Below are 21,388 nucleotides of genomic sequence, written 5' to 3' on the forward strand. Positions count from 1 at the left end.
TCGCGAAAGCCACTTTCGCGACACCTGATGTCCCGAAAGTGGCTTTCGCGACACCTGGGCGGTACCCCCCACCGCGCCCGACGCCTTTGCCTTACCCCGCATTTAGTCCTCTAATCGCGCTTTTCGGGTGCGGGCGTAGTGGGCGCGGGCCTTCGCCCGGTTGCCACAGCGCGCCATCGAGCACCACTGGCGCGACCGCCTCGGCGAGGCGTCGCAGAACCGCAGGCCACAGTCGTCGGCGGCGCAGATCCGGACCGCGATGTCCTCGGTGGCGAGGTCGATCGCGTCGGCCGCGAGCGCGCCGAGAGCGGCGACGACCGACATCGGCCTCAGCTCCTTCACCGGCTTGCCGTCGTCGTAACGCAACCACGGCGACGGCGCGTCGGACGCCATCTCGTTGACCAGAACGACATCCTCAGGCCGCGGATCACCCAACAGCACTTGGTCGACGGCCTCCCGCAGTGCCCGCGCGGCCGACAGTTCGTCCGCGCTCGCCTCGACGACGGCGAAACCCATGAGCCGCAACCATTCCGTCAGGGCGGCAGGGTCGGTGAGCAGCTCCCGGCCGTCCTCGTGCCGCTCGCGCACGGTGTTCACGAGGTCGAGGCACGGTCGCCCGCCGTCGAAGACCCACTCCATCCGGCGATTCTAACCCTTGTCATCGGTTAGGAGGTCGGTCTACCGTCTAACCCCATGAACCGGTTAGAAAGCGAGACCGCTTCGGTCAACGGCATCCGCCTGCACTACCTGCGTGCCGGAGAGGGCCCCGCGCTCTTCCTCCTGCACGGGTGGCCGCAGACGTCCTTCTGCTGGCACGAGGTCATCGGCGAACTGGCCGAAACGCATACCGTCATCGCCCCCGACCTGCGCGGCTACGGCAAATCGGACAAGCCCCGCGACGGCTACGACAAACGCACGATGGCGGCGGACGTCGCCGCCCTCGCCACACACCTGGGTTTCGAGCGCGTGTCCGTCGTCGGGCACGACCGCGGCGGCCGGGTCGCCCACCGCTGGGCGCTGGACCGGGCCGATCAGGTCGACCGGCTCGCCGTCCTCGACATCATCCCCACGAGGGAACTCTGGAAACGCCTCGACGCCGAGATCGGCCGCGCCTACTGGCACTGGCTGTTCCACCTCCAGCCGGATCTGCCGGAACTGCTCGCCGGCCGGGACATCGCCGCCTACCTCGGCTACTTCTTCGAACGCTGGACGCATCAGCGGCAGGGCCTGAGCCGGGAGGCAGTCGACGAATACATCCGCGCGTTCTCCGCTCCGGGCGCCCTGCGGGCCGGTTTCGACGACTACCGCGCGTCCTTCCCGCACGACGCGGAAGCGGACGATGCCGATTTCGACGCGGGTCACCGTCTCGAACTCCCCGTGCTGGCGCTGTGGGGCGCGAGCGGCCTGCTGGGAAAGCTGCCGACACTGGAGATCTGGCAGGACTACGCGAACGACGTCACCGGCACGGCGATCGAAGAATGCGGCCATTTCCTCGCCGAAGAACGTCCTCACGCCGTACTGGAAAACCTGAAACCGTTTCTGCTCGGCGGAGACCCCCACCTGCGGTAAGGGTCATCGTCCCCTTTACGGGGGACCCCGGTTCACCCCGCGCCGTGACGCTTTCGGAGACCATCGTCGTTAACTTCAGCCGGGATGGGGAATTCACCGAGGGGGCGGCGCACGACGCCGTCGGTCATCGCCCGCGTACTCGTGCTCTGCGCGCTGGCGTCCTTGCTGCTGGGCGGATCGGCCCAGGCCGACGGCGTGTCGAGCGGCGCCGACGTCCAAGTCGCGCAGACGCTCGGCACCCGGGATCTCACGGTCATCCTGCGGCGGATGGACATCGCGCCCGGGCCACTGCACGTCGACGTCGTCACGCACACCGGAAGCGCGCCGGGAACGCTGAAACTGCGCGCGTCGGCCGCCGGGACGACGTTCTCCGAAACCACGATCCGGCTGGACGGGAAACCCGGCGCCCATGCGGCGCGGCTGCGGGTCGACCAGCCGGGGCCGTGGGAACTCGGCCTCGACGACGGGACGGACACCGCGACGATCCCGTTCATCGTCCCGGCCAGGGTCATCCCGCCGTGGGAAAAGGCCACCTTCGGCGGGTTTGTCGCCGCCGGCGTTTTCCTGGTGCTCGGTCTCGTCATCGCGCTGCGCGTCAAGCGGCCGCAGCTCGCGCTGATCCCGGCCGGCGGGATGGTCGCCGCGCTCGCGGTCGCGGTCACCGGCGCGATGCTCTCCGCGTCCACCCCGCCGCCGCCCGCGCCCGGTACCGCACTGGACCCGACGATCGACAACATCCAGGACCCGTACGCGAACGCGCAGATGTCCACAGTGGACTTCTCGCGGCCGCCGGTGAATCTGGCCGTGCGTTCGCCGAACGCGCGATCGGGTGCGCTCACCGAGGTCCGGATCGCCATCGCCGACGGCGCGACCGGCCGCCCCGTCGACGACCTTTTGGTGCACGACAACGCTTTGATCCATCTCGTCGTCATCTCGCCGACGGGCAGGCTCTGGCATCTGCATCCGGTGCGGGTCGGGCCCGGTGACTACCGGGTGAAGTTCACCCCGCCCGAGGCCGGGACCTACGCCGTCGCCGCGGAACTCGCCCGGCGAGGCGGCGGCGTGCAGCTGGCCCGCACCACGCTGGGTGTCGCCGCCGGAACGGACTCCCCCGCCGAACCCGTGCCGGCCGGCGCGGGAAAGCGGGTCGTACACGGGACCCCGGTCGACGTCGAAGTCAAACCGGGAACGCCGACCACGATCACCGCGCGGTTCGGCAAAGCGGATCTCCAACCCTGGCTGGGCATGCTCGGCCACCTGATCGTCGTCGGCCCGATCACCGACGACAGCCGGGTCGGCGCGGCTGCCGCTGCCGCGCCGACCTGGGCCCATGTGCACTCGATGCTCCCGCAATCCCCTGGTATGCCGGGGAAACCGGATGAGACCGTCGCCGCGTACGGCCCCGACGTCCCGTTCACCTACACCTTCTCCGCGCCCGGCAAGTACCGGATCTGGTTGCAGGCCGAACGCGACTACACGGTGCTGACCGTGCCCCTGCGGATCGAGGTCCCGGCGGAAGGGGTGCCGCAGTGAACTCCACAGTGGACGGACGCAAACCCGTCCTGCTGATCTCCGTGGTCGCGGTGCTCGCGGCGGCGATCGTGGCCTGGCTGGTGTGGCCGAGCGGCGGCGGGGCACAGGTGCAGCGCTCGACACAGGGTCCGTACACGGTGCAGCTGTCGGTCGACGATCCGCATCAGGGCGGGAACGTCTTCGCGCTGACCGTCACGGGCGCCACGCCGGACGTCGTCACCCTCGAACCGGTGATGCCGCAGATGGGGCACGCGCTCGCCCCGTCGCCCGCGATCGCGGAGGGGCCGGGGAAGTTCCGCACCGGCGACGTTCTGCTGCCGATGTCGGGGCAATGGGAGATCACCATTTCACTGCGCGGGCCATCCGGCGCCACGCAGCACGTTTTTCCTTTGCTGGTCAAGTAAAGAGAGGGAGTCGGGGGTATGGATCTCACCGCGGGAGGAGCGAGGGCCGTCTCGGTGGCACGCAGTGAACGCAACGGTTTGATACCGGCGGGCACGGTGCTGGCCGGATCGGTGATCTCGCTGATCGGGCTGACCTGGGACATCCAATGGCACGGCGACGTCGGCCCGGACACGTTCTTCACGATGCCGCATCTGTTCCTGTATTCGGGCAGCGCGATCTCCGGGCTCGCGAGCCTCGTGGTCGTGCTGATGACCACGGCCGCGCGCCGGGCGGGCCGTCCGATCGACGCCAGGGTCGGCGGCCGCGCGATCAACGTCTTCGGCAAGGTCTTCGCCGCACCGGCCGGCTATCTGGTGACCGGCACGGGCGCGGCGATGTTCCTGTTGTACGGCCTGTGGGACCAGTGGTGGCACGGTCTCTACGGCTTCGACGCGGTGATCGACTCGCCACCGCATATCGGGCTGCTGCTGTCGATCACGCTGAGCATCATCGGCACGGTCATGGTGTTCGCGGCCGCGCGGGAACACCGCTGGGGCACCGTCGGCGTGGTCGGCAGCCTCGGTGTGCTGATCGCGTTCAGCACGGTGACGGTGCTGGGGCTGCAGCAGATCGACGTCGACGGGCTCGACGTCGTCTCCGTCGGCATCGCGTTGCTTTCGGTGCTGCTGGTTTCGGCGGGCGCCGGATTCCGGGCCAGGCCCGGCGGAGCGGTCCGGGTCGCCGCGGCGCTGGCGGTCATCCAGGCGATCACCTGGTGGTTCTCGCCGTGGGCCGCCGAGGCGTACGCGGGCGCCGTCGGCCTCCCGATGCGCGACTACATCGACGGCGTGCCCGCGATGCCCTCGATGATGCCGATGGCGCTGCTGCCCATCGCGGCCGTACTCGAAGCGGTGTATCTGCTTTCGCGGCGCGGCTGGTCCGCGGGCCGCGTTTCCTTGCTGGCAGGCGGAATCGGCGGACTCCTGGTCGGCGCGAGCATGCCGATCCAGAACGCGATCGTCTACGGGGCCGACTCGATCAGGTGGCCGATCGTGTTCACGACGGCCGCCGCCGGCGCGGTGGTCGGGCTGCTCGGCGGGTTCGCCGGGTGGCGTTTCGGCGGGATGCTGGGGCTGCTGGCCCCGGCGAAGGGGGAACACACGCATGCGTAAGACACTGCTGGCCCTGGCGGCGGCGATCGGTCTGCTGTTCGCGACCACACCCGCGGCGAACGCCTACGAACCGGTGAACATCGTCCACACCGAACGGGTCCAGGTCGGTCCGTACGGGATGACGGTCGGCTTCAGCACGTGGCCCTTGCGCGCCATGCAATCGCTGGACTTCACGTTCATCCCGGACGACGGGATCGCCGGGAAGTCGGGGACGCTCGCGTTCGTCAATCCGGAGACAGGGCGGCTGGGCCGTCCGCAGCCGCTCGCGAAACATCCGCGGAAACTGGAGGTGTGGGGGCTGGACATCCGTGCCCTGCAGACACAGGGCTCGTGGACGTTCCGGTTCGAGATCGAGGGCCCCGCGGGCAAGGGCGCGGGAGAACTGCGGGATCTGGCGGTGCTCGAACAGCCGGGACCGCCGATGGCGGTGAGCTGGTCGATCAGCCTGATCCCGCTGATCGTCCTCGCCGTCCTGATCGCCGTCGCCTGGCGCCGAACGAAATCGAGGCTGCGCGGGAACGGGCTCCCCGCCACGGTGTGACTCGAAGTGACCGAAGATCGGATGGCTCGCGTGTCCCGATGGGCACGCGAGCCTTTCGTCATGGGCTCAAATCGAACTGTCCGGCTTTGACCGCCTTGAGGAAGGCGTTCCACTCACCGGAATCGAAGACGAAGACGGGACTGTTGGCCAGTTTGGTGTCACGGACCCCCACCAGGCCTTCGTTGGCGAGGTTGACCTCGACGCAGTTCCCCCCGTTGGGCTCACTCGCGAAGGACTTCTCCCACGCGGAGTCGTCGAACAGCGACACGGCCGTGGTCGGATCGTAATCCGCCGCCGATGGATAATCGGCCATTGGTCGTACCTCCGAACGTCGGTCGGGGGTGCGGGCCGCGACCTGCGCGAACCGTCACCGTCCCGGCTTCTCCCTGCCTCAACGGGACTATCCCGCACGGCCAAGTGGGTGATCAACTCCGCCCACCCTCGACATGAAGATTATTCCAGGAGTAGGATTAATCGCAGCGGCCGGGGCTCGGTTGTTGGTGATTCGCTCGCAGTACGCGGACATCCCGGCGACGGACGTCACCGGGTGCGTCAGCAGGGAGTTTCGCCGTTCCGGCAGGCCACCGACGGCAGGTGACCGGCAGGGACACCCACCCCGCGGCGCATGACCACCCACCGCCGACCTCGTGGGGGAGGATCAGCGTGATCATTCAGGACACCATGCCGGCGACGGTAGTCGCCGTCGGCAGGCTCATGGCCGGTACGGCGGGCGAAAGCCGCCGCTCCGCGCATCTCTTCGACTTGCACACCGGGGGTTCGCACCCCGAGTTCCTGCACGCCCGCTGCGGCGCGGCGATGCCGTACGACCACCTGGAATGGGTCCCCGTCGGTTCGGGGATGCCCTGCGAGCGTTGCCTCGGCCTCGCCGGTTCGGCCGATCAGGCGCGGTTGCCGCGTCCGAGCCGGGGAGTGTGATCGCCATGGCCGTCCGTCTGACCACGCTGCTGTTCCGCCGTGAGGACGAACGCCTGGCCTCGGCGAAGCACCACCACCGCACCATCGGCCTCGAACTGCGTCAGCGGTTCGGGTTCAGCCTCATCCAGGCGCCGCTGCGCAAACAGCCGCCGTGGAACTCCGAAGTCGACGCGCCCGGCGCGCACCGGGACCTGATCAGGACCGGCCGGCCGCTCGAAGGTCAGTTCGAGCTGACACCCCTGATCGGGCATCTGACCGGCCGGGCCTGACCGCTCAGGGCTTGCGGCCGAGTCCGCCGAGTCCGCCGGTGAAGGTCGGGTCGTCCGCGAACCGGTCGCTCGCGCGGGAATCCGCTTCGTCGAGATGCCAGGTGGCCATCCAGTCGATGCCGGGCTCCACCAGCTCCAGCCCGTCGAAGAACGCGGCGAACTCCGCGCGGGACCGCAGGTGGAACGGCGCGCTCGTCTTCTTGTACAGCTCCTGGACGTTCTCCCGGTTGTCGCCTTCCTTGCGGGTGACGCCGTCCTCGGTCAGATGCGAGGACAGGAAGTACGAACCCGACGGCAGGAAATCGAGGTACCGCTGGACCATCTCGTGCACGGGCTCCTCCGGGCCGAGGAAGTACAGCAGGCCGACCATGACCAGCCCGATCGGCTGCCGCGGGTCGATCACCCCGGTCTCGAGGGCGCGTTTCCAGATGTCGGCGGGATCCCGCACGTCACCCTGCAGGACCGCGTGCCGCCCGAGCAGACCCTCCCGTTCCAGCAGCAGCTGGGAATGCGCGACGGCGACCGGTTCGATGTCGACGTACACGACCCGCGAGTCCGGATTGACCGCGCTCGCGATCTGGTGGACGTTGCCGACGGTGGGCACGCCGGAGCCGATGTCGAGGAACTGCGTGATCCCTTGACGGGCCAGGTAACCCACGCCGCGGCCGAGGAAGTCACGGCCGACGCGGGCGAACGTCTTGACCTCCGGGAACTGCTTCAGCACCTGCGTACCGAACTCGCGGTCGATGGCCCAGTTGGCCGAACCGCCGAGGAACCAGTCGTACACCCTGGCCACGTTGGGTCGTTCGAGATCGACACCTTCGGGGGCCACCGGGTCGATGGGGTCCTGCTGCGTCGTCATACCGTCACACCTCGTCAGAAACCGGGTTTGCGGGCGACCCCGCCGATGGCGCAGTCAACCGCAGGCGAGTGGGGGTCGTCCAGCCGCCATGCTCCGACCGGGACGAGACCCGGTGCCACGAGGTCGAAATCACCGAAGAAACCGAGGATCTCTTCCTTGTCGCGGAAGGACGCGGGCGTGCTCGACTGCTCGTACTGCTTCACGACGCGCTGGACCTGTTCCAGCTCGTCACCTTCCACACCGGACATCGTGACATGGGACAGGACGTAGAAGGAGCCCGCGGGCAGCAGGCGCCGGTAGCGCGCGATGACGTCGGCGAGTTCGGGCTCCGGCACGAAATGCAGGACCGCGACGGTGAGCAGGGCCACCGGTTTCGCCGGATCGAGCACGCCGGTGTCGATGGCGCGTTCCCAGATGTCGTCCGGGTCGCGCAGGTCGCCGCCGAGCACCGCGTGCCTGGCGGGATCCCCGTTCCTCTCCAGCAGGATCCTGGCGTGCGCCACGGCGACCGGCTCGTTGTCGACGTACACGCACCGGCTGTCGTCGTCTACGTCGTCGGCGATCTCGTGGACGTTGCCGACCGTCGGCACGCCGGAACCGAGGTCGAGGAACTGGTTCACGCCGTGCTCGGCGCAATACCGCACCGCACGGCCGAGGAAGGCCCTGTTCGCCCTGGCCGCGGTGCGCACGAGCGGGAAGGCCTTGACCAGCTGCTCGCCGAATTCCCTGTCCACCGCCCAGTTCGCGGTTCCGCCGAGCGCCCAGTCGTAGATCCGGGCGGCGTTGGGCCGCTCGAGATCCACACCGTCGGGCAGGAACCGCGGATCCATCTCAGGATTGCATCTGGGTTCTGTACAGCTCGGCGAGTTCCTTGAGGAACTGCCGGGTCTCCTGGCGTTCCAGCGCGGCGCCGCGCAGCCGGTCCCAGGAGTCGACGAAGATGTTGAAATCCTTGACGTCGTCGAGGTACAACCCACCCGCGGAATGTTCGATGTAGACGAAATCCCTGGTGCGATCGGGAAACCGCATGATGGTGAAGTCGTTGGGCACCGCGGCGAGCCGCGCACCGAACGGCAACACGTGCACGTACACGCGCGGATGCTTGTCCAGCGCCAGCAGATGCTCGACCTGGTCCAGCATCACCGCCGGGGCGGAGCCGCCCGGAGCGCGGCGCAAGGCGCCTTCGCTGATGATGAACCGGTAGTAGGGCGGTTGCTGCTGTTCGAAGACGGCCTTGCGGTCCAGCCGGTTGCGGACCAGTGAGGTCACGTCGGTGGCGCCCGCTTCGGTGAACTGCTTGAGCATGTAGTGCTCGGACTGCAACGGGCCGGGGATGCGCTCGCCGTGCCAGGTGAGGATCTCCGCGGCCGCGGGTTCGAGGTCGGTGAAGGTGCGGAACCAGTGCGGCACCACGGATCGGTAGCCGGACCAGTGGCCGCGCTGCCCGGCCGCGGCGCGGGCCAGGTTCATCAACGTGTCGGCCTCGTCGCCGTTGATCCCGAACGCGTTCAGCATGGATCGCACATCCCCGAGCTTGACCCCGACGGCACCGGACTCGATCTTGTTGACCTTGCCCTGGGTGCAGCCGAGAACCTCGGCGACCTGCTGCTGTGTCATCCGCGCGGCGTTGCGGGCATGCCGGAGCTCGTTCCCGAGCTGCTTCCGGCGCGAGGTGACGGTGCTGGCCATCGCCTTGCTCTCCCGGACCACATAACCAGGACCGCGGCTGCCCGCGGTCCTGCGCGCGAATACTCGAACCCACCCAGGGTACTTCACCTTGAGGGGTTCGATGATGACATTGCGCAGCGTTCCAGGAAACGGCCGAAAACACCAGTCACCTGGTACGTCACCCTGGTGGCGGAGCGATCTCGTCACATTTCGGGCACGCCGGTCGGGCATAGTGACCGAGTGGACCAATCCCCCTTCGCCAGGCAGGTCACCGATGGTGTGTTCGGGTACGTCCAGCCGGACGGCTCGTGGTGGATCAACAACTGCGGGATCGTCGCCGCGGGCGAGCACACGGTGGTGATCGACACGTGTTCCACCGAACGGCGTACCAGGGCGTTGCTGGCGACGGCGGAATCGGTGGGCGGGGCGCCGGTGACCACCGTGGTCAACACGCATCACCACGGCGACCACACGAACGGCAACCACCTGGCGACCGGCGCCACGATCGTCGGGCACCGGAAGACGCGCGAGGTGATGGTCGCGACCGGGATCAACACCTACGAGGACTCGTTCACCGGCAACGACTGGGGGCATCTCGAGCTGCGGCCGCCCGAAGTCGTGTTCGACGACCGGCTGACCGTTCACGCCGGCGACGTCCGGCTGGAGCTGATCCATCCCGGACACGCCGCGCACACCACCAACGACGTCCTGGTCTGGCTGCCGGAGCGGCGGGTGCTGTTCGTCGGCGACCTGATCTTCAACGGCGGCAGCCCTTTCGCGTTGATGGGCTCACCCGCCGGCTGGCGGAAGGCGCTGGACCTGGTCCGCGAACTGGAGCCGGAGACGATCGTGCCGGGCCACGGGCCGGTGTGCGGCCCCGAAGCGATCGACGTCGTCGACGGGTACCTGGGTTTTCTGCAGAAACTCGCTTCGTACGGGAAGGCCGCCGGGCTGACGCCGCTCCAGGCCGCTCGCGAAGCGGATCTGGGACCCTACGCGGCACTGTCCGAACAGGAGCGGCTGCCGGCGAACCTGCACCGGGCGTATGCCGAACTGGACGGTCTCGAGTGGGGTGGGGCGATCGATCTCGGAGCCGCGCTGGCGGACATGGTCACCTTCAACGGCGCCCCGATCCGGTGCTTCTCCTGACGGCTGGCGCCGCCCCGGCGCCGCTGCTGTCACTGTCCGGTGCTGTCACTGTTGCGCTGCCGGTGCTGCTGCCGGTGTTGCGAAAGCCACTTTCCCAACGTTGAAGGTTACGAAAGTGGCTTTCACAACCCTCCCGCCCGGCACCCGCGCCCTCCCAGCGCCCCCGCACCCGAACGTCATGAAAGGGTCGTTCAAGACACTTTGCGTCCTGAAAGACCCTTTCAAGCCATCCTGAAACCCCCGAAAAGCCCCACACGCAGCCCCCACCCGTCCCTGGGGGGCGACCCCGAACCCAGCGTACCGGCGCGACGGGCGGGTCGGGGCGCGTCAGTCGAGTTGTCCACAGACAGGCCAGGTTGTGGACAACTCCCCGTTGATCCCTTCTCGCCCCGGCGCCGTATCCCTCAACGGGGATAGGCTCGGCACGGGAAACAAAGCGGAAGGGTGCGGATGAGCAAGAAGGCGAGCATCGGGGTCACCGGCCTGGCGGTCATGGGCCGCAACCTGGCCAGGAACCTCGCGAGGCACGGGCACACGGTGGCCCTGCACAACCGTTCCGAGCAGCGGACGAAGGAACTGGTCGAGCAGTTCGGCGACGAAGGCGACTTCATCCCGGCGTATTCGGCGCAGGAGTTCGTCGACGCGCTGGAGCGGCCGCGCCAGGTCGTGATCATGGTCAAGGCCGGCGCGCCGACGGACGCGGTGATCGACGAGTTCGTCCCGCTCCTGGAAAAGGGCGACGTGATCGTCGACGCGGGCAACGCGCACTTCGCGGACACCCGGCGCCGGGAGGCCGCGCTGCGCGAGAAGGGCATCCACTTCGTCGGCACCGGTGTGTCCGGCGGCGAGGAGGGCGCGCTGCACGGGCCGAGCATCATGCCGGGCGGGTCCAAGGAGTCGTACCAGTCGCTCGGTCCGCTGTTCGAGGACATCTCGGCGAAGGTCGACGGCGAACCGTGCTGCACGCACGTGGGCGCGGACGGCGCCGGGCATTTCGTGAAGATGGTGCACAACGGCATCGAGTACGCCGACATGCAGCTGATCGCCGAGTCGTTCGATCTCCTGCGCGGCGCGGGCGGCTACTCCCCCGCCGAGATCGCCGAGGTCTTCCGCACCTGGAATTCGGGCAGGCTGGACTCGTACCTGATCGAGATCACCTCGCAGGTGCTGGCCCACACCGACGCCGCTTCCGGCAAGCCGTTCGTCGACATCGTGGCGGATCAGGCGGAGCAGAAGGGCACCGGCCGCTGGACCGTCCAAATCGGACTGGACCTGGGCGTGCCGATCAGCGGCATCGCCGAAGCCGTCTTCGCGCGTTCGCTGTCCGGCTCGTCGAGCCTGCGCGAGGCCTCCCGCGGGCTCGGCGGTCCCTCGCGCGCTCCGCTGACGGGGTCCGCTTTGGACACCTTCGCGGACGACGTCGAGCAGGCGCTGTACGCGTCGAAGGTGGTGGCGTACGCCCAGGGCTTCAACCAGATCCAGGCAGGCGGCGCCGAGTACGGCTGGGACATCGACCTCGGCAAGGTCGCGTCCATCTGGCGCGGCGGCTGCATCATCCGCGCGAAGTTCCTGAACGACATCACGGCCGCGTACGCCGAAGAGCCCGCGCTGCCGACGCTGCTGACTTCAGGCGGCTTCCGCAAGGCGGTCGAGGACGCACAGGACTCCTGGCGTTCGGTGATCTCCACGGCCGTGCGGCTCGGCATCCCGACCCCGGGTTTCTCGACCGCGCTCGCCTACTACGACGGTCTGCGCGCGGAGCGGCTCCCCGCCGCGCTGGTGCAGGGGCAGCGGGACTACTTCGGTGCCCACACGTACCGCCGCGTCGACCGCGAGGGTTCGTTCCACACCGCCTGGGCAGCCGACGGCCGCCCCGAGTCCTCCGCCTGACAGGGCTGAAGGGGACTTTCCCCGCATAAGACGCCACAAAGGGGCCCTTCACCGCATGGCATGCGGTGAAGGGCCCCTTCGTCAACTCGCGATGCGCACGTCCGGCCGAGCCCGAGCGGCGGCCGCGGCATGGGCGGCCCGCAACTCGGCGGCCACCTTGTCCGGCTCGGACCGCAACCGCGACGGCAAGGTCTGAAGAACCAGTACACCCGCCGCCGCATACCGCCCGTTCCTCGCCAAGGTCCGGTCGAACCCGTCCACGACCTGGAGATGGAATGACAGCGAGTCGACCTCCCAAGCCAGCCCCACATCGTCGAACCAGCCGTCTGGCTTGGCGACATATCCGCCCGCGGCGTCGTACAGCTTCTTGTTCCACATCGGTTCCGGCAGGCCGGATCGTTCCCAAACTCGCCGGGCATCGATCTCGGCGATCGACTCCTGCCCGGAAGCCAGTTCCGCGAGCACAAGACGAGGCACTGCGCTGCCCCGCCGGCTGCCATGGGCCAGTTCGTGGCACAACCGCTCAAAAGAGCTGAATCTGCGCTGAACCACTTCGCTCATCAGGGCCCGGACTGGCCTGACTTCCGTCTGCCTGCGACAGACGTCGAGAGTCGCGCGGGTGATTTCCGCCAGCGGGCGACCTTCTCGGTTGATCGCTCGAGGCATCCGCTGGGTCCGCTCGACAACCACGAAGCCGTAGTTGTGCAGCTTCCGTTCGTGCGGTACCAGAAGGTGGACCTCGTCGCCGGTGTCGGGCACATTACGCAGGCCATGGATCCGGCACGCTTCACCACCGGTGATCAGAGCGGATTCGCCGCCGTACAGCATCGCCGCGGCGATCTGCTGTTCGCGAGAAGGCGGTGCGTTGAAGAGAAGGACAATGCCAGGCAAGAGCCTTGTCCAAGGGCCGCTCGGCCCGCATCTTCGATACGTCGTGGTCGAGGACACCCCCATTTCTTGAAGGCGCATCACGCGGATGACGCCGTGGTCGCTGTTCTCCAGCAGGAGTTCGGGGTCGTCGCCCCATGATCCTTTTTTCATTCTTCGATCGTGGTGGCCGCCACGACGCCTGCCCAGAACCGATTCCCGCACCTGTGGACAACTGGGGTGTTGTGGATAAGCGCTGAAGGGGACTTTCCCCGCATCACATGAGACGAAAGCGTCCTTCACCGCGCGACATGCGGTGAAGGACGCTTTCAGCCCTCCCTGGACGCGACGATCTCCTCCAGTGCCCCCAAGATCGTCGCTTCGGCCTTCTCTTTCGTGAGCCCGAGCCCGGTCAGCAGGTCGTCGCCGAGTTCGAACAGAGCCAGCAGGATGTGCTCGGTGCCGATGTAGTTGTGCCCGAGCCGCAGCGACTCCCGCATGGTCAGTTCGAGGGCCTTCTTGGCCTGCGCGCCGAACGCCATCTTCGCCGCCTCCGCCGGCTCGTCGGCGGGTTCCGGCAGCCGTGCCTCCGCGGCCTCACGGACGGCTTCGAGAGTCACGTTCTGCGCCACGATCGCCCCGGCGGCGAGCGCGGCCGGTTCCGAAAGCAGACCGAGAACCAGGTGCACGGGTTCGATCTGCGGGCTCTTAGCCGAGACCGCCGCGTCTCGTGACGCGACGACGACGTGCCGCGCGCGATCGGTGTAGCGGCTGAACACCTTCACCAGGTCTTCCAGCGAAGAGCCGCTGGAGTCGACAAAGCGCTTCTGGGCGGCCTGTTTGGACACCCCCATGTTCTTGCCGATTTCGGTCCAGGACGCGCCGGAACGTCGCGCCTGGTCGACGAAGTGACCGATCAGATGGTCGGCCACTTCGCCGAGGTGCTCGCCGAGGAAGACCGCGTCGGACAGCTGGCCGAGCACGTCGCCGTCGGGATGCTGCTGCTTGATATGGGAGATGAGGTCGTCGAGCCGGACTGGGTTCGTCATGCCGTCAACTTTAGGTTGACGATAAGCAATCGTCAACCACGGGTTGACGCAAAGGTGGCCTTGAGGTCGAAGCCGTTGGCCTCCAGCGTCTCGAACCGTGGCTCCGGATCCGCGGCGAGGAGGCGGCGCGCGGCGATGTGGTCCGGCGGCCGGTTCACCGACTCCACCCCGACGAGCACACCGTCGCGGAACGACAGCACCGAGAACTTCCCGCCCTCCCGATCGCCGGTCACGACGGTCTTGTCCGCCCCGGTGAGCAGCCCGGCGATCTGCAGCTTCGCGCCGAGCTGGTCGGTCCAGAACCACGGCAGGCTCTCGTAGGGCGCGGGTTCACCGACGATGACGGACGCGACGGCCCGCGCCTGGTCGACGGCGTTCTGCACCGACTCCAGCCGGGTCGCCGTCCCCGCCTGGACGCACGGGAAGTTCGCGCAGTCCCCCACCGCCGAGATCTTCGGGTCGCTCGTGCGCAGGTGTTCGTCGACGACGACACCGTTCGCCACGGCGAGCCCCGCCTCTTCGGCGAGCCGTGTCCGCGGCACCACCCCGACCCCGACCAGCACCAGGTCGGCGAGCAGACGGCTGCCGTCGCTCAGTTCCACCTCGGCCACCCGGCCGTCACCGTGCAACGCGGCGACCCCCGTGCCGAGCAGGATCGTGTGCCCGGCCCCCTCGTGCAGAGCCGCGAAGTACGCCGAGACCTCGGGAGTCGCGACACGGGCCAGCAGCCTGTCCTGCGCCTCCACGATCGTCACCGGCCGTCCGGCGTGCGCGGCGAATTCGAGCCCGATGAAGCCGCCCCCGACCACCACCACGTTCTCCGCGCTTTCCAGCGCGGCGCGCAACACGTCGGCGTCGTCCTTGGTACGCAGGGTGAACACACCGTCCAAAGTGGAACCCGGAACCGGCAGGACACGGTTGTCCGCGCCCGTCGCGAGGACGAGGTGGTCGTACTCGTGGGCGCTCCCGTCCTCGAGTACCACCTTCGTGTCATCGCGATCCACCGACGCGACACGGCCGGGGATCAGCTCGATGTCCTTCTCCGCGAAGAAGTCCTCTGGCCGCAAACGCAACTGGGCGTCGCCCGCGGTCCCGGCGAGGTAGCCCTTCGAAAGCGGAGGCCGCTGGTACGGCAGGCCGGGTTCGTCACCGATCAGCACCACCCGGCCGTCGAATCCCTTGTCCCGCAGCGAGGTCGCCACTCCGAACCCGCTCTGCCCGGCCCCTACGACGAGGACGGTCTCCATCGGCGCTCCTTCCGTTGTGCCCGACGTCCATTCAACACCGCTTCTTCGCAACGTGATCCTCACGCGGCGGACGCGCTACGGTCATGCCCGGCGAGTCCACTGCTTGTTCCCGCACGTGAGAAGGGGGCTCCATGAGCAGGCCAGAGGTCCACCCGGTCGACGCCCGCCCGCCGCTGCCGAAGCTGACCTTGCTCGGCCTGCAGCACATGACGATCATGTACGCGGGCTCGGTGGCCGTTCCGCTCGTCGTGGGCAGCGCGCTGAACCTGGACGCGGCGACGATCGCGTTGCTGGTCAACGCGGATCTGCTGGTCGCGGGCATCGCGACGCTGATACAGGCGGTCGGGATCGGCAGGATCTTCGGCATCCGGCTGCCGGTGGTGGCGGGCGCGACGTTCACCGTGGTCAACCCGATGATCATGATCGCGTCCCAGTACGGCATGCAAGCCGTCTACGGCGCGATGATCGCGTCGGGTGTCTTCGGCCTGCTCATCGCGAAACCGTTCGCGAAGATGATCCGGTTCTTCCCGCCGCTGGTTTCGGGCACGCTGCTCATGGTCATCGGCATTTCGCTCATCGGCCCTGGCGTCGGGCTGATCGCCGGACACGACACCGGATCGCCGGACTACGCGAAACCCGCCAACATCGCGCTCGCGTTCGGCGTGATCGCGGTGATCGTCCTGTTCACCCGGGTACTGCGCGGGTTCGCGAGCCAGATCGGCCCGCTGCTGGCGCTGCTGCTCGGCCTGGTCGCGGCCATCCCGATGGGCCTGGTGAGCTTCAAGGGGATCGCCGACGCCGGCTGGTTCGGCCTCGCGTCGCCGTTCCACTTCGGCCCGCCGACCTTCCCGATCGCGGCCGTGCTCTCGATGTGCGTCGTGATGCTGGTGACCTACACCGAATCCACCGCGGACCTCGTCGCCGTCGGCGAGATCACCGGACGGCCCGCGACCGACTCCGACCTCGCGCGCGGTCTCGCCACCGACGGCCTTTCGGCCATCCTCGGCGGCGCGATGAACTCGTTCCCGGACACCGCTTTCGCGCAGAACGTCGGCCTCGTGCAGATGACCGGGGTGCGCAGCCGGTGGGTGGTCGCGATGGCGGGTGGCCTGCTCGTGCTGATGGGACTGGTACCGAAGGTCGGCGCCTTCGTCGCGGCCGTCCCGGAGCCGGTGATCGGCGCGGTCGCGGTGGTCATGTTCGCGATGGTCGCCGCGGTCGGCGTGCAGAACCTGAAGAAGGTGGAGTTCTCCGGCAACCACAACACTTTCATCGTCGCGGTGTCGGTCGGGGTCGGATTGCTGCCCGCGTTCGCCACGAACCGGTTCGGGAACTCGATCTTCTTCCAGCATTTCCCGGCGTGGCTTCAGACCATCTGCGGCAGCCCGATCACGGTCGCCGCGATCGTCGCCTTCACCCTCAACCTGCTGTTCAACCACCTCGGCAAACGCCGGGACCCGGATCTACTGCAAGCGCCTTAGCAGAACAGCCACTTCGGCCAGAGGTTGCACTCTTCGGTCGGCGTCGTCGAAGGCGGCGGCGGAGTCGGATTGGGCGGCTGCGGAACGACGGTGGACCCGGTCGTCCTGGGCGGCTCGGCGGGCCCGTTCGACGACGTCGGCGTGGTGGGATCCGGGGAGTCGGACGTCGACGCGGCCGAGCTCGACGTGCGACGGCTGGACGTCGTCCGGCTGGGGCGCGACGTAGGTTCCCCGACGCCGGTTTCGACCGTCTCGGTGGACGGGACCGCCGACGTCGCGCCGGCTCCACCATTATCCGAAGGCCGCTTCGGCATCTCGATGACGCTCATCTGATGCGGCGCCGCATTCGGTTCCGGGTCCGAATCGAACCCGACGAGAACAGCGGCCGCGCCGCAGGCGACGACCACGGCGATCACCACCGCGACAACTCTCCAGCGTGACTTTGCCCGTGACTCCTCGTGGTCGTCCCAGCCCTCGCGAATAAGCAGGTCGGCGACCGAAACATCGTCGTCATCCACCAGCTGAAACCTTTCGCACCGGTAACGGGCGAGGAGTAGTTTTACCGCAACTCACCGCCGAATGGGTGAAGTTAACCAAAAATTATTCACCCGATGGAAGACGCCAGCGTAGGCCAGTCACACAGCGTGTATTCAACCGCTTCCGCTCATATCGGCGGTGACCGACCTTTGGTTCGCGTATACAGCGCCCCCCGCGGGTGGTGTAATCGACGGTGCCAGCACCGGAGGAGGGGGTTCGGACGGATCATGGAGGCTGACGCCCTCGCCGTGCCCGGAGCCGGTAATTCCGGTCGCCCGGCAGGCGCCCCGCTCGGAAACGGGCCGGTCGGCGATCTCGGCCTCGCGGGCGATCACGCCGCCATCTGGTCGTACGACTTCGAGCACGAGACCCTGTCCTGGCTGCCAGGACTCGAGAACCTGCTGGGTGGAGGCATCCTCACCGAAGCCGAGATCGAGTCGAGGCTCGCCGATCTGGTGGCACCGCTGACCTCCGGCACCCGCGCTTCCCCGCCGTGGCGCGAGTTCGAACTCGAGCAGTCGTTCCGGAACCCGGCGGGCGAGGTCCGCTGGGTCCGTCTGCGGGCGCGCACCATCGGTGACGACACCGGCTCGACGGGCCTGCTCGGCATCGCCACCGACGTGACCGACGTCCGCGAGAACCGGCAAGCCCTCGAAGATCTCACTGACCGTTACCGGCTTTTGGTGGAACTCAGCCCCGACGCCGTCTGTGTCCACGAAGCCGGCGTTGTCACGTACGTCAACCGAGCGGCCGTCGCCGCGCTCGGAGCATCTTCGACCGCCGAGCTGATCGGGCGGCCGATCATGGACTTCGTCGCGGACGAGTCGCTCCCGGCCCTGCTCGACAGGATCGCGTCGCTCCACCGTCAAGGCGCGTCGACCGACCCCGCCGACACCGTCATGCTCCGCCTCGACGGCACGAAGTACCTGGTCCAGAGCATTTCGGTACGCACGACCTGGGAAGGCAGACCCGCGTTCCAGGTCATCATGCGCGACATCAGCGCGCAGAAGGCCGCCGAAGCGACCCTGCGCTACCAGGCCGCGCTGATCAGCCACGTCAGCGACGCGATCATCGCGACCAGCGGCACCGGCGTGGTGACCAGCTGGAACCCCGCCGCCGAGAACGTCTACGGCTGGACGGCCGGAGAGGCGATCGGCGGCACGGTCAGCGAGCTCGTCGGCGCCGAGCTGGATCCGGAAACGGTGCTGCGCCGGGGCGGCGTCATGCAGACGACCCACCGCCATCGCAACGGTTCGACCTTGGCCATCCGCATCTCGGCCGCGGAGATGAACGACGGGTTCGTGCTGGTCTGCGCCGACGAAACGGCCCGGCGGCGCGCCGAACAGCACTACAGCACGGTGGTCGCGTCCCTCGACGAAGGCGTGGTCGTGATCGGCCCCGGCGGACTCATCGAATCGGCCAACCCGGCGGCGTGCCGGATCATCGGCGTCGGCCACGACGACCTCATCGGCGTCCCGTGCGTGACGCTGGAGCTGTACGACGAACAGGGCCGGATCCCGCCCGCCCGGATGCCGTCGGTGATCACCCGGCGCACCGGGGCTACGCTGACCGGTCTCGTGCTGCGGCTGCGCAGGCCCGCCGGCGACGACGTCTGGATCTCGCTGACCTCGCGGCTGCTGACGCCCGAAGACCCGTCGGCCCAGGCCGTGGTCGCCTCGTTCACCGACATCACCGAACGCCGCGCCATCGGTGAACGGCTCGCCCACGAGGCGACACACGATCCGCTCACCGAACTCGCGAACCGGACGCTGGTGCTCGACAGTCTCGCCGAGGCGCTGTCCGGCGCCGGCCGCGCCGAGCTGACCACGCTGCTGTTCATCGATCTCGACAAGTTCAAGGTGATCAACGATTCCCTCGGGCATTCGGTCGGCGACAAGGTGCTCCGTATCGCGGGTGAACGGCTGCGCCGGGGGATCGGCGAGAACGATCTCGTCGGCAGGCTCGGCGGCGACGAATTCGTCGTCGTGACCGCGGAAATCACCGAGCCGCAGGAGATCAAGGCGCTGGCCGAGCATCTGCGCGAAGCGCTGACCGAGCCGATCACCGTCAACGGCAGGCAGCTGCACATCGACGCCAGCATCGGCATCGTCACCGCGGCCAACGACGACACCCGGACCGCCGAAGACCTCCTGCGCGACGCGGATGTCGCGATGTACCAAGCGAAAACGCTCGGCCGGGCGCGTTACGAGTTCTTCGACGTCGAGCTGCGCGAGCGGATGCAGCGGCGGCTCCGGATGGAACAGGACCTGCGCGACGCGCTGCAGAACGAGGAACTCTGGACGGCGTACCAGCCGGTCGTTGACATCGAATCCGGCGAGATGGTCGCCGTGGAAGCGTTGCTGCGCTGGAAACATCCGGCGCACGGCACGATCTCGCCCGCCGAGTTCATCCCGCTGGCCGAGGAAAGCGACCTGATCAACCTGATCGGCAAGTACGTCCTGCGCACCACCACCCGCGAGATCGCCAGACGGCGCGAGCAACTCGGCGTCGACCTCAACCTCAAGGTGAACCTCTCGGCCCGGCAGCTGGACGACCCGCACCTGGTCGCCGGGGTGCAGGACGCGCTGAAGACCACCGGGCTCCCGCCGCACGCGCTGACCCTGGAGGTCACCGAGAGCGCGCTGATGCGGGACCAGGCCGCGGCCGCCGAAGTCCTGACGTCGTTGCGGGATCTCGGTGTCTCACTGGCGATCGACGACTTCGGCACCGGCTACTCGTCGCTCGCCCAGCTGCAACGGCTGCCCTTGGACACGCTCAAGATCGACCGCACCTTCGTCACCGGCATCGCGGAATCGCGTGACGCGGCGGCGATCGTCAAGAGCATCATCGCGATGGCGCACGCCGTCGACCTGATCGTCGTCGCCGAAGGCGTCGAAGACGAAGAGCAGCTCGCGATCCTGCGTGAGCTGCGCTGTGACCAGGCGCAGGGCTTCCATCTCGGTCGCCCCGCGCCACCGGACGAACTTTTCGGAGCCATGCGATGAGTGTCGAGATCAAAGCCGGAGAAGACCGCTACGACATCGTCGTGGACGGGGAGAACGCCGGGTTCCTGGAAACCCGCACTCGCCCGGACGCGATCCTGTTCCTGCACACCGAGATCTCGGACGACTTCGCGGGACAGGGCCTGGCGGGCAAGCTCGTGACCGCGGCGCTCGACGACGTCCGGGCGCAGGGCAGGTCCGTCCTGCCCTACTGCCCGTACGTGCGCTCCTTCATCGCGAAGCACCGTGAGTACGAGGATCTCGTCCCCGAGGACAAGCGCGCCGAATTCGAACTCTGAGCCTCAGCCCGGATAGATCGTCAGCAGTTTCGCGAGCTCGTCCTCGGTGAGGACGACGTCCAGCTCGCGCAATGTCGCGTCGAGCCGCTCGGGCGGGATCGTGGTGGTCTCCTTGGTCCCGTCGGGGCGTTCGACGATGAACTCCTCGCCGACGAGCTTGCGGCTGAGCCCTTCCTCCAGGCGCATGACCACCAGCTGCCCGGTGAACGGCGACCGCGGATGCGTCGACGTGTAGTGGTGGTAGACCTCGTAGTCGATCCGGTGCATCGGCGTGAGCGTGAAGGCGTGCAGGTCGGTCCAGTCGTCGCCCTCCTTTTTCTGCAGGCGCCACCAATCGCCGTCGGCGACGAGCCGATGCGGCCAGCCCGCCTGATCCACCACGGCGCCGTCGACCAGCGGCATCGGCACCAGCATCCCGGCGCCGAATCCGACGTCGACCAGATGCGGGACACCGTCCGCCTCGACCACGAGCGTCATATGCGTGTACGGCCCGTTCTTCTGCGGCTGCACCCGCGCGACCAGGCGGCGTACGGGGTAGCCGAGCCGCTCCGCGGCCGCCGCGAAAAGGCTTCCGTGCTCGTAGCAGTAGCCGCCACGATGGCGGCGGACGAGCTTTCCGATCACGTCTTCGAGCCCGATTCCCTTGTGCTGCCCCAAAACGACGTCGACGTTCTCGAACGGGACGGCCAGGACATGAGCTTTCGCCAGCTCACGCAACGCGGCGGCGGAGGGCTTCGCGCGGTCCTGGCCGATCCTGCCGAGGTACGCGTCGAGGTCGAGGGTGTCGACGGTCCATTCGTCGACCTGCTCAGGTGCGGTTGTCATGCTGCGAGATTGACACCTCCACTTAACTCGAAGTCAAGGTCCGCCAACTGGTAACTGGCAACGGCCACCGACTTTCGTCACTTCCACGGACGAGTGACGATTGGCCAC

General features: G+C 68.0%; 22 protein-coding genes. 13 read left to right on the forward strand and 9 right to left on the reverse strand.

Annotated elements, in window-relative coordinates; translation table 11 throughout:
* Positions 1-102: 102 nt before the first annotated feature.
* On the reverse strand, positions 103-639 hold the full coding sequence (locus ACFVM3_RS01430) for a CGNR zinc finger domain-containing protein (protein ID WP_378434501.1): 537 nt from the start codon (positions 637-639) through the stop codon (positions 103-105).
* 54 nt (positions 640-693) lie between these two features.
* On the opposite strand from ACFVM3_RS01430, the gene ACFVM3_RS01435 reads away from it, so the two are divergent.
* The 5 genes from ACFVM3_RS01435 (at position 694) to ACFVM3_RS01455 (ending at position 5,199) form a co-directional block, all read left to right on the forward strand.
* Positions 694-1,569 (forward strand): alpha/beta fold hydrolase, encoded by an 876-nt coding sequence (locus tag ACFVM3_RS01435; RefSeq protein WP_378434503.1) that lies wholly within the window; start codon positions 694-696, stop codon positions 1,567-1,569.
* An 84-nt stretch (positions 1,570-1,653) separates the two neighbouring features.
* Positions 1,654-3,102, forward strand: coding sequence for a hypothetical protein (locus tag ACFVM3_RS01440; protein WP_378434505.1), 1,449 nt, complete (start codon positions 1,654-1,656; stop codon positions 3,100-3,102).
* Entirely contained in the window at positions 3,099-3,506 is a 408-nt protein-coding gene (locus ACFVM3_RS01445; protein WP_378434507.1) for a FixH family protein, read from the forward strand. The genes ACFVM3_RS01440 and ACFVM3_RS01445 overlap by 4 nt, the downstream gene beginning before the upstream one ends.
* Before the next feature lie 18 nt (positions 3,507-3,524).
* The gene (locus ACFVM3_RS01450) at positions 3,525-4,658 is read left to right on the forward strand and encodes a hypothetical protein (RefSeq protein WP_378434509.1); all 1,134 of its coding nucleotides are present in this window, start codon (positions 3,525-3,527) and stop codon (positions 4,656-4,658) included.
* A complete protein-coding gene (locus tag ACFVM3_RS01455) occupies positions 4,651-5,199 on the forward strand; it encodes a hypothetical protein (RefSeq protein WP_378434511.1) in 549 nt (182 codons plus the stop codon). Before ACFVM3_RS01450 ends, ACFVM3_RS01455 begins: the two co-directional genes overlap by 8 nt.
* Positions 5,200-5,257: 58 nt before the next feature.
* On the opposite strand, the gene ACFVM3_RS01460 is transcribed toward ACFVM3_RS01455, so the two are convergent.
* Complete coding sequence (locus tag ACFVM3_RS01460) at positions 5,258-5,512, reverse strand: DUF397 domain-containing protein (protein ID WP_364200540.1); 255 nt, start codon at positions 5,510-5,512, stop codon at positions 5,258-5,260.
* Between the two features lie 350 nt (positions 5,513-5,862).
* Here ACFVM3_RS01460 and ACFVM3_RS01465 point away from each other — a divergent pair, with 350 nt between their 5' ends.
* Positions 5,863-6,135 carry a hypothetical protein gene (locus ACFVM3_RS01465; RefSeq protein ID WP_378434513.1) on the forward strand — a complete coding sequence of 91 codons (273 nt, stop codon included), beginning with the start codon at positions 5,863-5,865 and terminating at the stop codon, positions 6,133-6,135.
* Positions 6,136-6,140: 5 nt separating this feature from the next.
* Positions 6,141-6,404, forward strand: coding sequence for a hypothetical protein (locus ACFVM3_RS01470; protein ID WP_378434515.1), 264 nt, complete (start codon positions 6,141-6,143; stop codon positions 6,402-6,404).
* Between the two features lie 4 nt (positions 6,405-6,408).
* Here the strand turns inward: ACFVM3_RS01470 and ACFVM3_RS01475 are convergent, their stop codons facing one another.
* The 3 genes from ACFVM3_RS01475 to ACFVM3_RS01485 are packed head-to-tail and all read right to left on the reverse strand — an operon-like array spanning position 6,409 to position 8,955.
* Positions 6,409-7,266: an SAM-dependent methyltransferase gene (locus ACFVM3_RS01475; protein WP_378434517.1), complete on the reverse strand. Its 858-nt coding sequence runs from the start codon at positions 7,264-7,266 to the stop codon at positions 6,409-6,411.
* Between the two features lie 14 nt (positions 7,267-7,280).
* The gene (locus ACFVM3_RS01480) at positions 7,281-8,096 is read right to left on the reverse strand and encodes an SAM-dependent methyltransferase (protein WP_378434519.1); all 816 of its coding nucleotides are present in this window, start codon (positions 8,094-8,096) and stop codon (positions 7,281-7,283) included.
* Position 8,097: 1 nt separating this feature from the next.
* The gene (locus ACFVM3_RS01485; RefSeq protein WP_126733165.1) at positions 8,098-8,955 is read right to left on the reverse strand and encodes a helix-turn-helix transcriptional regulator; all 858 of its coding nucleotides are present in this window, start codon (positions 8,953-8,955) and stop codon (positions 8,098-8,100) included.
* Positions 8,956-9,174: 219 nt separating this feature from the next.
* Between ACFVM3_RS01485 and ACFVM3_RS01490 the strand changes: the two genes are divergently transcribed.
* Both ACFVM3_RS01490 and gndA read left to right on the forward strand, forming a co-directional pair.
* Positions 9,175-10,083, forward strand: coding sequence for an MBL fold metallo-hydrolase (locus tag ACFVM3_RS01490; RefSeq protein WP_378434521.1), 909 nt, complete (start codon positions 9,175-9,177; stop codon positions 10,081-10,083).
* Between the two features lie 450 nt (positions 10,084-10,533).
* Complete coding sequence (gene gndA / locus ACFVM3_RS01495) at positions 10,534-11,973, forward strand: NADP-dependent phosphogluconate dehydrogenase (protein ID WP_378434523.1); 1,440 nt, start codon at positions 10,534-10,536, stop codon at positions 11,971-11,973.
* Positions 11,974-12,054: 81 nt separating this feature from the next.
* Here the strand turns inward: gndA and ACFVM3_RS01500 are convergent, their stop codons facing one another.
* The 3 genes from ACFVM3_RS01500 to ACFVM3_RS01510 form a co-directional block, all read right to left on the reverse strand.
* Entirely contained in the window at positions 12,055-13,014 is a 960-nt protein-coding gene (locus ACFVM3_RS01500) for a hypothetical protein (protein ID WP_378434525.1), read from the reverse strand.
* Positions 13,015-13,169: 155 nt separating this feature from the next.
* Positions 13,170-13,889, reverse strand: coding sequence for a Clp protease N-terminal domain-containing protein (locus ACFVM3_RS01505; protein ID WP_378434527.1), 720 nt, complete (start codon positions 13,887-13,889; stop codon positions 13,170-13,172).
* Between the two features lie 32 nt (positions 13,890-13,921).
* Positions 13,922-15,136 (reverse strand): NAD(P)/FAD-dependent oxidoreductase, encoded by a 1,215-nt coding sequence (locus ACFVM3_RS01510; RefSeq protein WP_378434529.1) that lies wholly within the window; start codon positions 15,134-15,136, stop codon positions 13,922-13,924.
* A gap of 131 nt (positions 15,137-15,267) precedes the next feature.
* Here ACFVM3_RS01510 and ACFVM3_RS01515 point away from each other — a divergent pair, with 131 nt between their 5' ends.
* The 4 genes from ACFVM3_RS01515 to ACFVM3_RS01530 all read left to right on the forward strand — a co-directional run bounded on the left by ACFVM3_RS01515 (position 15,268) and on the right by ACFVM3_RS01530 (position 20,455).
* On the forward strand, positions 15,268-16,617 hold the full coding sequence (locus ACFVM3_RS01515) for a nucleobase:cation symporter-2 family protein (protein WP_378434531.1): 1,350 nt from the start codon (positions 15,268-15,270) through the stop codon (positions 16,615-16,617).
* A 90-nt stretch (positions 16,618-16,707) separates the two neighbouring features.
* Positions 16,708-16,950 carry a hypothetical protein gene (locus ACFVM3_RS01520; RefSeq protein ID WP_378434533.1) on the forward strand — a complete coding sequence of 81 codons (243 nt, stop codon included), beginning with the start codon at positions 16,708-16,710 and terminating at the stop codon, positions 16,948-16,950.
* A 431-nt stretch (positions 16,951-17,381) separates the two neighbouring features.
* The gene (locus tag ACFVM3_RS01525) at positions 17,382-20,159 is read left to right on the forward strand and encodes an EAL domain-containing protein (RefSeq protein ID WP_378434535.1); all 2,778 of its coding nucleotides are present in this window, start codon (positions 17,382-17,384) and stop codon (positions 20,157-20,159) included.
* The gene (locus ACFVM3_RS01530) at positions 20,156-20,455 is read left to right on the forward strand and encodes a GNAT family N-acetyltransferase (RefSeq protein ID WP_378434537.1); all 300 of its coding nucleotides are present in this window, start codon (positions 20,156-20,158) and stop codon (positions 20,453-20,455) included. Before ACFVM3_RS01525 ends, ACFVM3_RS01530 begins: the two co-directional genes overlap by 4 nt.
* Positions 20,456-20,458: 3 nt before the next feature.
* On the opposite strand, the gene ACFVM3_RS01535 is transcribed toward ACFVM3_RS01530, so the two are convergent.
* Positions 20,459-21,280 carry an arylamine N-acetyltransferase gene (locus ACFVM3_RS01535; protein WP_378434539.1) on the reverse strand — a complete coding sequence of 274 codons (822 nt, stop codon included), beginning with the start codon at positions 21,278-21,280 and terminating at the stop codon, positions 20,459-20,461.
* Between the last annotated feature and the right edge of the window lie 108 nt (positions 21,281-21,388).

This window comes from Amycolatopsis sp. NPDC057786 (genome assembly GCF_042797905.1).
In the GTDB taxonomy this organism is placed as follows: Bacteria; Actinomycetota; Actinomycetes; order Mycobacteriales; family Pseudonocardiaceae; genus Amycolatopsis.